Raw genomic sequence first — 12526 nt, 5'->3', positions numbered from 1 at the left:
TCGGAACGGCTGGGACACGGCGTCGACCTACATCGCGGTCGCCTGTCGTGCCTCGGTTTCGGCCTGCTTGGCTGCCGCCAGCGCCGCGTCTGCGGCATCCAGCGCCTTTTGCCTCTTGTTTTCTGGCATCTTCTCGCTGGAGGCAGCTCTCTTCACGGCATCACCGGCAGCGCTCACCTTGCTGAGCGCTGCGTCTGCCGAGCGTACCGCCGTACGGCATGCGTCCTCCTTCGTCGTGTTGCCGGCGAGGCTTGCCTGGTTGGCCGCTGGTCCCGCCGCCTCTGCTGCACTCTTGATCGCCGTAGCAGCATCCCTCAGCTTTTGGAGGCCGACATCGTCCTTCGTGCCCAACATGTTCAAGAGCTGCGACGCCTTGTGTGCGACGGCGACGTCATAGAACTCGTTGAGCACCTCGAATCCCATATCGAAGTGCATCATGTCGCCAAAGTCCTGTCCTCCCCAGCGCAGGCCCACCTTGATCAGCGCCAGCACGACTTCCTTCTTGAGCATCAGGAACCCTCGACAGGGCTCTCGGAAATTGGTCGCGCTCTCATCGATGCGGTCGGCGCTGATCTTCAAGGCGTTCTTCACCATGCCGTACCGCATCACCTTGCGATCGGCCTCGATCTGGGCGTACGCCTCGCCCAGGAGCCGCTCATCGACGCCCCCTTGCTCGTCGTATGGGCTCCGTTCAGCGAGCTTTCCGATCCCATCGCGGAGTAAAATTTTGCAACCGCTGAGCGTCGTATCCTTCTCAGATTTGACACGGTTGATGAAGTCGCTGAGGGATGTCTCGGTCAGGTCCTCCTGTGCGCCGTTGGGGTAACGGTAGGCAAGGTAACTTACCAGCCCATCATGGACCTTCTTGAACGTATCGTAGGAGCGTGATGCATCGCTCGACTTGCGCGGCTGAATGCTGTGGCCGAAGCAGAAGAGCGTGGCGCGCTGGTACACCTCCAAGCAAGGCTCCCAGACGTTGATCCTGCTCCACTCGACGTTCCTGTTGTTGTGGATCTCGCCGGTTGGGCCACTGCTATCGTAGATCGGTACCCATGGTGAGGTCGTATACTCGACGTCGATCGCACTCCCGTCTCGGTGGTTGCCCCCGCCGCGCTTCCCCTGTCCTCCGACGAGCTCCTTCGCCGAACACCATTCCTTGAACTTCTTCTGATCGTCGGCGTCGTCAGCCGGAGCGCCCATCGCTTCGCGGTACTGTCGATAGAGCTCCTCCTGTGCGCGAAGCAGCTTCTTGAGGAGCTCCCGGTTGACACCCATCACATTGCCAGAATGGAAACCTACGCCAAGAAATTGGAACCAATAAAGCCGAACGGTTCGCTTGGTGGTTGGCCCGCCCTTCGGGTAGGTGAGCTCCAGATCGGCGGCGTCCTGCGTCTGGGTAATCTCGAGGACCCACTTCGGCAACGCAGCCGTGAAGGGCGTGCCGGCCGCCTGGGAGATGTGGTTGTCAGGCCCTGGGCTTACGTCAGCAGCCACGGGTGGCGGCGGATCTTTTGGCAAGGTGCTCGGGGGAGGAGGCGGCGGTGGAGGGGCCGGCGGCTGCTCGGGCGGCAGCGCCTCAGGCTCGTGGGGATCGGACGTGTGATAATCGTACGCCTGCGGTCCGCCCTCGGCACCATCGAACCGGGGATCGCTCCCCCCGCTCGCTCCGCCGGCGCCCCCTCCGCCATCGGTCCAATTCATGACACACCTCGAGAAGACCTGGTTTGCATCCTTCGCGCCCGCATCACGACGTCAGTGGCCATATGCCTCTCTCAGCTTCGCGACGGTCGCTGTATCGAGCTTGCCGGTCTCTTCCACTCCATGGTCCCGCTGGAACTCCACGAGCGCGTGCACTGCTGCCTCGGGTAGCTCGGCCATGTCATCCCGGAGCGGCCCCTCGTAGTAGCCCAGGTTGCGCAGCCTGAGCGCTGCGCCCGGCACCGAGCCGGCGGGCGCGCTCTCGCGCAGGCTGAGGGTCCACTGCTGGCGCGGCCCCTCCGGGTAACTCTCGATCCAGACCACAAGCACCGCGCTCCTCGCGGCTTCCGGTACCTCCAGCTCGAGCTCACCGTTCGGGCCCGTGGTTCCCTCGTGGACGTGACCGTCGACCGTGAGGCGGTAACGCTTTTCCGCGTAGGGCACCATCGCGACATCCGACAGCTTGAGCCGCAGCGGCCGGGTCCTCGGGGGCTCCTGGTCCTCGTCGCCGGAGAGCAGGTCGGCCGAGTCGCAGTTGAGCTTGACCAGCTTGCCGCGCAGGTGCGCATCGTCGTCCAGATCGAGCGAGGCGTTCGGGGAGAAGATCCGGATCTTCTTGGCGACGAGCTCGGCCTCCTCGCCCAGCTCGAGCGCAGGGCCCTTGCCCTTGATGCTCGCCCCGCTCGCTCCGGCCAGCGCGAGCACGTTGCCGCCGATCTTCACGCCCTCGGGCGTGAGGGCGATGATGCTGTCGCCACATTGCAGGGTGAGCGAGCGGCTCGCCGTGAGCACGAGGCTGCCCGCGGCTCCGGTCGTGTGATCGCCGAAGACGTAGAAGTCGCTCCGGGACGAATCCCCGCGAGAGCCGATCGTCACCGCCGCCTGACGCTCGACGTGGAGCGTGTAGGTGTCCTGGCAGAGCGTTGCCGCGTCGTCCATGAAAACCTCCTTGGATACGCCGCCGACGACGAGCCGCCGGTTCCCTCCAATCTCCGTCGTCTGGTCGCGGTCCACGCGCACGGTCTGGTGGCCTTGAACCCGTTCCTCGTGATCGCCGCCGACGCTGCCCCGCCGGTTTCCTCCGATACGCTCGTGTCGCCCACCGGCGACCCGATGGTGCTGGTCACCGCGCACGTCGGTCTGTTCGTCCTCGCCGATGAACGTCGTCCGGCGCCGCTCGATCCGCTCGTCGAGGTCACGCTGCGCATGCACGTAGATCTGCTCGTCGCCGGCGGTGTCATCGAAGCTGAGCTCGTTGGAGCCAGCCGCAGCCGGTGAGCTCTGGGTTCGAACTCCGCTCCTGAGCTCCTCGGCAGGGAGCTGGAAGGGCGGCGGATGCGTGGCATTGTACAGGCACCCGAGCACGACCGGGCAGTCGGTGTCCCCGCCGAGGAAGCCGACGAGCACCTCCATGCCCACGCGCGGCACGAACTGCGCGCCGAACGACGCGCCCGACCAGCTCTGCGCGACACGCAGCCAGGCCGAGCTCTTCTCGTTATGCTGCCCCGCGAGATCCCAGTGGAACTGCACCTTGACGCGCGCGTGCTCGTCGGTGTGGACCTCGTGCCCTGCCGGCCCGGTGACCACCGCCGTTTCGAGGACCTGCCTCGGCTTGCGTCCGGGGGCGCGCGGTCGGAGCAGCGCCGTCGCGGGGATGCACTCGAATCGGTTGCTGTAGGTGCGCTCCGCGGATCGCGCGGACAGCTCGGGGGTATGGCCCTCGTGGACGACACGGGTCACGGCGTAGGCTCCCTCGATCCCGGGGGAGAGCTCGGCGCTGAGATCGAAGCGACGTCCCGGCGCGAGCTCGCGCACCCAGCTCTCCCCGCTGCCCACGACGGCTCGGCGCTGGGCCTGCTCCAGGAACACCCGCGCGCGATCGGGGGTGACATCCGGCGTGTCGTAGTCGGCGTGGTGCTGGTACACCTCCAGCGGTGGCGGCCCGCTCGCCTCGAGCCCGACCCGCTCGCTCAGGACCAGGTTTGGCCGGCGGAAGTCATAGTCCCTGAGGTGTACCGAGCTTGGCTTGATGGATCGCTGCAGACCGAAGGAGATGATCTCGCGCCCTGTCGGCATGAGGCCCTCCTCGGGACGCAGGACGAGGGGGCCGGCCTCGCTGCCGATCGCTGGGGGGTAGTGGGCGGGGTCGTCGAGGAAGATCACGGGAGCGCGGGTCCCCACGGTGCCTGGCGGCGCGTCCGCGAAGCAGAACGCGATCCCCTCCTCGGCCGCGAGCCGCCGCACGAACGCGAGATCGCTCTCGCGGTACTGCACACAGTAGCTGCGGACCGCATACGTCCGCGAGAGGCGGAGCTCGACCGGGATGGAGGCCGCGGCAAGGACGTGCTGGAGGATCTGCGGCACGGTCTCGTCCTGGAAGATGCGGCTCGTGGTCCGGCGCCGGAGCAGCGCGAGCGGGGGGACGAGGCGCAGGTGCCAGGTCGGGCCAGTCCGCGCGACGAACGCGGCGTCCGCGCGCACCTGGTCGACGAGGGCCTCGATGCGGCGTTCGGCCCCGCGCCCGTCGCGCAGGACGAAGGCGGCGAGGCTGCCGAGCAGCTCGGCGTCGCGGCCCTCGAGCTCGGGGGTGCCCTGCACGACGAGATGGAACGAGAACAGCTCGGAGAGCGCCTCACGCCCGCGGAAGGAGACGACGCGCACGTCCGCGGGCGTGAACTTCCCGGCGTGGAGCTCGAAGGGATCGCGGATCACGGGCGCAATGTAACAGGAGCCGCAAGGCCGCCTGCAAGGAGCACGGTTGCCGCGCGACGGACGTGCGTGGCGTCGCGCATGTGAGGACGTCGCTCGGGCTGCGCCACCATGCGGCCGGGCGCGACCATGCGACCTCCCTCTGCCGGGGGCACGTCGGCCTGATCGGGGACACGGTCACCGAGCGTGACGAGCGCCGTGCGCTCGGCGGATTCAGCGGGGTTGCTCATGAGCTCTTCACCTCGGGCTGCCGTGGTGAACCCGCGAACGCTGAAGCGGCCAGCCGGGGGCGCAGGTAAATTTCTTCCAAGATCTCGGCGGCGCGACCCTCTAGGAAGCTGGCATGCGCCGTCCCCCGGGAACGGTGCAGCTCGATGCGAGCACGAAGGAGCGCGACGATGACGAAGAGCCAGGTCCCCCCCGTCCCCGAAGGTCAGACGTGCATTCCTTACCTGACGGCGCGTGGCGCCGCGGAGGCCATCGACTTCTACAAGCGCGCTTTCGGCGCACGCGAGGAGTTTCGCGTCACGATGCCCGATGGGCGGATCGGCCACGTCGAGCTGTCGATCGGTCGAGCCCGGTTCTACCTGTCGGACGAGTATCCCGATCTCGGCGCCGTCAGCCCCGCGACGCTGGGGGGCACCAGCGCGAGCGTGATCGTCTACGTGGAGGACGTCGACGCGCTCGCCGCGCAGGCCGCCGCGGCGGGCGCGACCATCGAGCGCCCGCCGCGGGACACGCCGTTCGGAGACAGGATGGCCTGGCTCCGCGATCCGCACGGCCATCGCTGGGGGCTCGCGAGCCGCATCGAGGCGATCTCTCCGGAGGAGATGCAGAAGCGCCTCTCGGCGACGTAGCTCCGTGTCGAGGAGGTCCGAAGAGCCAGAGAGATGAACCGCAGAGGCACAGAGGGAGGGGAATGAAGACTCTCTCCCTCATCCTCGGTGTCCTCTGCGCCTCGGTGGTTCAAATTCTCCTCCATCACCGAGCCAGGAACGTCAGGGGCATCGAGCCGCGGTGTACTCGCCGTTGGCGTCGAAACGGTCGGTCTCGGTGCCGCTCAGCCGGACCACGACGTTGGCGGCGTCGATGCTCACGATCTCCAGCGTGCCGGACGTGAAGATGCCGCCGCGCCGCGAGCAGTCGCCGTCGCCCCTGTCAGGGCCGTTTACAGCGTAAAGCGATAGCAGATAAAAATTCTCATCGCTGAAATCGATGACGCCGGGCACCTGCAGCGTAGGGGGAATACGGAAGCTCACGCGCCATTCGCCGCATTCGAGCGCCTCGCTTGGAGCCGCGCAGGAGCGCGCCGGGGCGCCGAGGATGACGAAGAGATCGTTCGGATCGTAGGGAAGCCCGCCGCCCGTGGCGGAGCTGCTATAGGGATCATCCGGCCGCTCGGGGAGCTGACTCCCGAGGAGCGCGATCGCGCCCGCCGTCGCCGACTCGGAGCCGCCCCCGGTGCCGGAGTTTCCGCCGCCCCCGACCGGCGAGCCGCCCCCGGTGCTGGAGTTACCGCCGCCCCCGACCGGCGAGCCGCCCCCGGTGCTGGAGTTTCCGCCGCCCCCGACCGGCGAGCCGCCCCCGGTGCTGGAGTTACCGCCGCCCCCGACCGGCGAGCCGCCCCCGGTGCTGGAGTTTCCGCCGCCCCCGACCGGCGAGCCGCCCCCGGTGCTGGAGTTTCCGCCGGCGCCGCCGCTGCCGGTCCCGTTGGCGTCATCATCGGGCCCTGCCGCATGACCGCTGTCGTCGCCGACCTCCACGAAGGCGGTGCAGCCGGCTCCGAAGGTCTGGAGCATCATCAGCCCAAAGAACAATGAAATGGATGTGTTCGCGAGGCGTCGCATTCCTGTCTCCCCGGGCGTGTTCGCGCAGCCCGTCGTCATCCCCCTGCCCTTCATGGCCGCGTGGGCGAGAGCTTATGAGAGAAAATCGATGCCGGGAGCGAATCGCGTGGAACCAGGGAAATTCAGGGGAAATCGACGCCGAGCAGGACGTCCGCCGTCCCGGCGAGCGGCGCCATCTGGAAGATCTCGCGATCCCGGCCCTGCGCGTCGACGTAAAAGAAGGTGTCGCGCACGAGCGGCACGATCAGCCCGAGGCCGCCGCCCGCGGTGAGCGGGCCGACGAGCCGCCGGGTGAGACGGACGTCGAGCGCGCCGCCCGCGGTCAGGCGCTCGTCGGCGCGGTCGACGCCGAACCCGAGGCCGCCGACGCGGAGCGCGCCGAGGCGGGCGCCGGCGCACGCGGAGAGCCGCGTGGCGCTCCCGAGCGAGACGGGGCACGCGGACACGAACCCCTCGCCCCAGGAGAAGCGCGCCGAGGAGGCGCCGGTGGTCGCCTCGTTCGGGAACCAGACGGCCCCCCCGACCTCGAACGACCAGAACCGGGGCGGCGTGAGGCGCGCGCGGATCGCGGCGGCGGCGCCGGGCGAGGGCAGCAGGCCGAGCCCGAAGAGCGGACCGGCGCCGACCTCGACACGCCACGGCGCCGGCGGCGGAGGCGCCGGCGGCGGGACCGGGATCAGGATGCGCTGCACGAGGATCTCCGGCTGCGAAGGCGCCGGCGCCGGCGCCGGGGGTGGAGGCGGAGGCGCCGGCGGCGGAGGCGCCGGCGGCGCGCCGGGGGACAGCACCGCGCTGGGGTCGATCATGAGCGCGATCGCCAGGGCGAGCTCGTCGTCGATCGCCCCGCAGCGGGGCGACGCCGTGGCGATCTCGCGCGTCCCGAGCAGCGCGCCGTCCGCATCGGCGACCGCGATCACCGCGCGCCACCCGCCGGAGGCGCCCGGCTCGACGCGCCCCTCGATCGTGAGGTCGGCCCGGGCCGCCGAGACGAGCGCCGCGCGCCCGAGGCGCGCCTCCACCGCCTGCGCGAGCGCGCGCGCCGCGACGCACGCCTCGGCGCCCGCGAGCCGGACCCAGCTCAGCGACGCCGTCTGCTCCCCGGAGGACGCGCGCGCGGGGCGCGCCGCGGCGACGAGCGCCGCGGCGAGGAGCGCGAGGCGGGCTGCGCGGCGCGCCATCACTGGCCCGGCGAGGCCACGATCCCGACGTAGGTGGGCTCGGGGACGGCGGTGACGCGGCCGGTCGGCTCGAGGGCGCCCGTCGCCTCGTCGACGCGGAACGCGACGATGTCGTCCGAGTCCTGGTTCGCGACGAGCATCAGCGCGCCGGACGGCGAGAGCTGGAAGTGGCGCGGGGTCATGCCCTCCGTCGGCGCGTGGCCGACCGGGGACAGCGTCCCCTGGTCGGGATCGACCGCGAAGATGGCGATGCTGTCGTGGCCGCGGTTCGACCCGTACACGAACTTCCCCGACGGGGAGACCTGGATCTCGGCGCAGGTGTTGCCCCGGCCGCTCACGCCCTCCGGCAGCGTCGAGACGGTCGCCACGACGGAGAGCGCCCCGCGCGACGGGTCGTAGCTCAGCGTGGTGATCGCGTCGGCAGTCTCGTTGATCACGTAGGCGAACCGGCCGTTCGGGTGGAAGTCGAGGTGCCGGGGGCCCGCGCCGGCGGCGAGCGCGACGGCCGCGGGGTCGCTGGGCTCCACCTGGCCCATGTCCGCGTCGAACGTGAGCTGGGCGATGGAGTTGAGGCCGAGGTTGGTGACGAAGGCGAACCGGTTGTCCGGGTCGGTCACGACGTGGTGCGACCTCGGCATGCGCCCGTCGAAGGCGATCTGGTCGACCGCTTCCCCGAGCGCGCCGTCGTCGCCGACGGGGAGCACCGCCGCCGTGCCCCCGCCGTAGTTGGCGACGAGGACGAAGCGCCCGGCGCGATCGAGGGAGAGGTGGGCAGGGCCCTCGCCCTGCGAGGATACCCGGTTGAGGAACGAGAGCGTCCCGTCGCCCGCGTCGATCCGGAACGCGGCGACCGCGCCCGACGCCTCGCCGTCCACCTCGTCGAGCTCGTTCACCGCGAAGAGGCGCCGGCGCGCCGGATCGACGGCGAGGAAGGTCGGGTTCATCTCGGCGTCGAGCGGGCCCTCCACGGCCGAGAGCGCGCCGTCGGCCTCGTCCAGGCGGAAGACGAAGATGCCCTTGCGCCCCCCGACATAGACCAGGGGCGCGACGGCGGGCGGCGCGCCGCCGCCGCCCGCGCCGACGCTCGCGCCGACGCTGCCCGTGCCGCTGCCGCCCATACCGCTGGCCGTCGTCGTGGCGTCGCCCTGGCTCGTGCCGCCGCCGCCTGCGGAGCTCCCCGCCGTCGCGCCGCTGTTCGCGGCCCCATCGGCGCATCGGCTGCATCCGAGCCACAGCCCAGCGGCCAGACAGAAGAGGAGGCGCTGCCTCGGTCGGTTCGCGTTCACCGGTCATGCGTTACCCCCGGCCGGCGCCGTGGGGCAAGCGCCACGGCGCTCGTCAGGCTCGCCCGCGCAGCGCCCCGGCGGCGGCGCCGAGGAGCGCGCCGGCCGCGATCGGGAGGCCGTGGGCGAGGGCGACGTGGATGAGATCGTCGAGCTCGCAGTGCGTCCCGAGGCCGATCACCACCGCGAGGCCGCACAGGGCGCCGATCGCGGCGCCGCGCCACGCCGGGGCCGAGAGGAACGAGCGGCGCAGCACGAGCGCCGCCAGCGCGAACGGCACGAGCCCGGTGCCGACGGCGCTCGCGATGCACCTGAGGTGCAGCTCCAGCGGCACCGGCGGATCGGCCACGCGCGACGTCGCGAGGGCCGCGGCCAGGAACCCGACCGGCACCGCGGCGACGAGCGTCTGGAGCGCCCGCACGCCGGCCGGCAGGCCCCGGGCGCGCGGCCTCAGCGCGAGCAGCAGGCCGAGGCCGGAGAGCGCCGCCCCGACGGCGAGCGGGACGGCGACCCCGGGAGACCCGAGGTCGTCGCGGAAGCCCTCGATCCAGCTGAAGATCAGGATCCAGGCGAGCCCGACCATGCTCGCGATCAGGGCGCGGCGCTCGCGCGCCGGGCGCGTCAGCGACGGCTCGGCCGGCACCGCCGCCGGGGCGGGCGGCGGGCGGGCGACGAGGTGGGCCGCGGGATCGGGGATGTCCTCGATACCGCTCAGCAGGTCGCGCTCATTCGCCATCGGCACCTCCCCGCACGCCCGGCTGTCCCTTGCCGCGGCGGCCGCTCCGCTCCGGTTTCGCGGCCGCGGGCCCGTCGTCCTTTGCTCTGGCGCCCTTCTCCGCGCCCCCGCCTTCGCCTGGTCCCGCCTCGGGCTGCCGCTTGAGCTCCTCGAGGGCGGCGCGCAGCGCCTCGTAGGCGCGGAACGCGCGGAGCTTCACCGCGGTCCCGGTCGTCCCCAGGATCGCCGCGGCGTCCTGCACGCTCAGGCCCTCGTACCGGATCAGGATGAACGCCTCGCGCTGCGACGCCGGGAGGCGCGCGAGCGCGCGCTCGACCGCCCGCGCCGTCTCGGTGGCGATCGCCACCGCCTCGGCGTCGGCGCCGCGCGCGTCCGGCGGCTCCGCGCCCGGATCGCTCGGGAGCCGCTCGGTGCTGCGGTGCTTCTGGGCGCGCGCGTGATCGACGTACACGTTCCGCGCGATGGCGTAAGCCCACGGCGTGACGGCGCCGCCCCGCGCGAAGGTCGATCGGGCGCGGTGCATCCGCAGGAACGTCTCCTGCGCCAGGTCGCCGGCGAGCGTCTCGGAGCCGCACATCCGGGTGAGGTACGCGAGGAGGCGCGCGGAGAGCGCGCGGTGCAGCTCGGTGAACGCGCGCGCGTCGCCGCACGCGTACCGGTCCATCGCTGCGTTCAGGGCGAGCTCGTCCATGGCGCCTCTGACGGCATACACCGTCTGCGCGCCGGCGATCAGCACGGCGCGGCGCCCGGCGCGCCGATGGCCGGCGCGCGCGACGGTCCGAGGAGCGCCCCGCGCTCGGCGAGGTCGCTCAGGAGGGCCGCGGCGCTCGCCAGCACCGGGCCGTCGACCGGGTGCCCCAGCGCGGCGCAGCCCTGGACCACGGCGTCGCCGAGCGCGGCGCCCGCGAGGAGGCGGTCGAGGAGCTCGGCCGCGAGCGGCGTGAGCTCGAGGAAGCGCACCTCGTGCCCGGCGTCGCGGTATACGAGCAGGCGCGTGGGCTCGCGGGCCGGCACGTCGCGCGCCGACTCGGCGCCTTGGAGCCGGTGGACCGCGTGCTCGTAGCGCGCGAGCGCCGCGGCCCGCTGGAAGCGCACGCCGCGGTCGAGCGAGAGCGCCTCGCCGGGGGCGGGCGCGCCCGGCGTATCCGGTCCGCGCGGCGCGTCCGGGTCGCCCGTCGCGCCGGGGTCGCCCGTCGCGCCGGGGTCGCCCGTCGCGCTGGCCTCTTCCTCGTCCGGCTCGGCGCACGCCGCCGCGAAGGCGGCGAGCTCGTGGCGGGCGAGATCCGCGAGATAGGCGGGCACCTCCGGGTCCTCGACCCAGCGCGGCGCCGCGAAGGCCACGAACGCGAAGGCGATGTCGCGGAGGTAGCGCGACCGGGGCAGCTCCGCCTCGAGGAAGCGCGCCGCGTCCGCCTCGAACCGGGCGCCGAGCCGCGCCGCGGTCCGCGGGATCCCGGCGCGGATCGCGCCGGTCAGCCCGCGGCGGACCAGGCTCCGGTAGAGCAGCAGCCGCCTCGGCGGGAGCGCGGCCATCGCCTCGAGGTCCGGTCCCTCGAGTCCGGCGCTGGCGAGCCACGCGCGCGGGTCGGCCGCGATCGCCTCGCCGTCCGGCGCGCTCACGCTCGCCTGGAGCGCCCGCTGCAGCGCCGCGAGCTCCGGCGGCGGCCCGTCCGTCGCCGCTGGCGCCGCGGTCGCGCCCGGGAGCTCCGGCGGCGGCCCGTCCGTCGCCTCGCGCGCCGCGCTCACGCCCGCGCCTCCCGCGCGGCGAGCCCGCGCCGGTACGCCGCCTCGACCTCGGCGAGCTCCGCGAGCAGCGCGTCGAGCGGCGGCACGTCGTTGTCGCGCTCCAGCACGACCGGCACCGGCCCGGTCCGCGCGACCGCGCGGGCGAGCAGGTCGAGCACCGGCGCGACGACCGGCGCGCCGTGCGTGTCGACGACGACCCCCGCGTCGTCGCGCCATTCGTGCCCGGCCACGTGCATCGAGACGACGCGCGCGGGTGGAATCTTCTCCAGGTACGCGACCGGATCGAAGCCGTGGTTCCTGGCGTTGACGTAGACGTTGTTCACGTCGAGCAGGAGCCCGCAGCCGGCGCGCTCGAGCACCTCGACGAGGAAGTCGGCCTCGTCGAGCGAGGCGCGGCCCGGGACCAGGTAGTAGGTGATGTTCTCGATGGCCATCGGGCGCTCGAGCCGGTCCGCGGCCTCGCGGATGCGGGCCGCGGCGTGGGCGGCGGCCGCGGAGGTGAGCGGGAGCGGCAGGAGGTCGTGCACGAACCTGCCGTCGACGCCCGAGAAGCAGAGGTGGTCGCTGTGGAACGGCGGGTCGAGCCGATCGACGAACCCCCGCAGCGCGCGCAGGTAGCCGTCGTCGAGCGGATCGACCCCGCCGACCGAGAGGGTGAGCCCGTGCGTCAGGATGGCGCGGTGCTCCCGGACGCGCGCGATCGCGGCGGGGTAGTAGCCGCCGCGGCGCATGTAGTTCTCGGGGGAGAGCTCGAAGAAGGGGACGGCCAGCGCCGCGCCGCGCGCGCCCTCGTCGGGCGCCTCGAGCGCCGCGAGTACCTCGTCGAGGAACTCCCATCGGAGCCCGAGGCCGACGCCGGTGAGCGCGCTTTCGGTCATGGGGGCGCGGGGCGGGCGGGGCCGACCGGGATCAGGCGCAGGTGCCCTGGCCGCAGCCCGCGTGGCCGGGCTTCTTGGCGGCCGCCTTCTTCGCCGCGGGCTTGGGCGCGGCGGTCGGCGTCGGCGGCGTGGGCGCGGTGGCCGCCGGGGTGGCCGTGGGCGCGACCTGCGGCGAGGTCGCGGCGGACTGCGCGTCGCTCGGCGGGGCGGCGGAATCCGGCGCGGCCGGGGCCGCGGGGACGTTCGCGCCCGCGGCGGCGTCGCCGGAGGTCGTCTCGGCCGGCGCGGGCTCGGCCGGCGCGGCGGGGGCGGCCGGGGTCGCCTCCTGCTCGGCGGGGACCTCGGTCGCGTTGACCGGCGCCTGCGCGCCGCCGCAGCCGCCCATCAGCAGGGCACCGGCGCTCAGCGCGGCGAGGGTCTCGTAAATGCTCTTCTTCGACAGCATCGTGTG

The 12526-nt window shown here is 72.6% G+C and carries 11 protein-coding genes; 1 reads left to right on the top strand and 10 read right to left on the bottom strand.

The window, feature by feature from the left end; translation table 11 throughout:
• Window positions 1-27 precede the first annotated feature (27 nt).
• Window positions 28-1494, bottom strand: a complete 1467-nt coding sequence (locus tag WMF26_RS36215; protein ID WP_437996441.1) for a hypothetical protein — start codon at window positions 1492-1494, stop codon at window positions 28-30.
• A gap of 258 nt (window positions 1495-1752) precedes the next feature.
• A complete protein-coding gene (gene tssI / locus WMF26_RS36210; protein ID WP_437996440.1) occupies window positions 1753-4410 on the bottom strand; it encodes a type VI secretion system tip protein TssI/VgrG in 2658 nt (885 codons plus the stop codon).
• Between the two features lie 395 nt (window positions 4411-4805).
• On the opposite strand from tssI, the gene WMF26_RS36205 reads away from it, so the two are divergent.
• Window positions 4806-5264 carry a VOC family protein gene (locus tag WMF26_RS36205; protein ID WP_437996439.1) on the top strand — a complete coding sequence of 153 codons (459 nt, stop codon included), beginning with the start codon at window positions 4806-4808 and terminating at the stop codon, window positions 5262-5264.
• Window positions 5265-5405: 141 nt separating this feature from the next.
• On the opposite strand, the gene WMF26_RS36200 is transcribed toward WMF26_RS36205, so the two are convergent.
• From WMF26_RS36200 to WMF26_RS36165, 8 genes are all read right to left on the bottom strand, one after another.
• Complete coding sequence (locus WMF26_RS36200; protein ID WP_437996438.1) at window positions 5406-6209, bottom strand: hypothetical protein; 804 nt, start codon at window positions 6207-6209, stop codon at window positions 5406-5408.
• A 167-nt stretch (window positions 6210-6376) separates the two neighbouring features.
• Window positions 6377-7432: a hypothetical protein gene (locus tag WMF26_RS36195; protein ID WP_437996437.1), complete on the bottom strand. Its 1056-nt coding sequence runs from the start codon at window positions 7430-7432 to the stop codon at window positions 6377-6379.
• A complete protein-coding gene (locus WMF26_RS36190) occupies window positions 7432-8718 on the bottom strand; it encodes a lactonase family protein (protein ID WP_437996436.1) in 1287 nt (428 codons plus the stop codon). Before WMF26_RS36190 ends, WMF26_RS36195 begins: the two co-directional genes overlap by 1 nt.
• A gap of 52 nt (window positions 8719-8770) precedes the next feature.
• Complete coding sequence (locus WMF26_RS36185; protein ID WP_437996435.1) at window positions 8771-9451, bottom strand: NrsF family protein; 681 nt, start codon at window positions 9449-9451, stop codon at window positions 8771-8773.
• Window positions 9441-10142: an RNA polymerase sigma factor gene (locus tag WMF26_RS36180; protein ID WP_437996434.1), complete on the bottom strand. Its 702-nt coding sequence runs from the start codon at window positions 10140-10142 to the stop codon at window positions 9441-9443. Before WMF26_RS36180 ends, WMF26_RS36185 begins: the two co-directional genes overlap by 11 nt.
• A 38-nt stretch (window positions 10143-10180) precedes the next feature.
• Window positions 10181-11197 carry an HvfC family peptide modification chaperone gene (locus tag WMF26_RS36175; protein WP_437996433.1) on the bottom strand — a complete coding sequence of 339 codons (1017 nt, stop codon included), beginning with the start codon at window positions 11195-11197 and terminating at the stop codon, window positions 10181-10183.
• Window positions 11194-12075, bottom strand: coding sequence for a DUF692 domain-containing protein (locus WMF26_RS36170; RefSeq protein ID WP_437950679.1), 882 nt, complete (start codon window positions 12073-12075; stop codon window positions 11194-11196). Before WMF26_RS36170 ends, WMF26_RS36175 begins: the two co-directional genes overlap by 4 nt.
• A 31-nt stretch (window positions 12076-12106) precedes the next feature.
• The gene (locus WMF26_RS36165; protein ID WP_020739071.1) at window positions 12107-12520 is read right to left on the bottom strand and encodes a hypothetical protein; all 414 of its coding nucleotides are present in this window, start codon (window positions 12518-12520) and stop codon (window positions 12107-12109) included.
• Window positions 12521-12526: the final 6 nt, after the last annotated feature.

Source organism: Sorangium sp. So ce185 (genome assembly GCF_051526825.1).
Taxonomy (GTDB): Bacteria; Myxococcota_A; Polyangia; order Polyangiales; family Polyangiaceae; genus Sorangium; species Sorangium cellulosum_D.
Note: the sequence above shows the minus strand (reverse complement) of the source record. Positions and strands in the feature narration are given on the sequence as shown.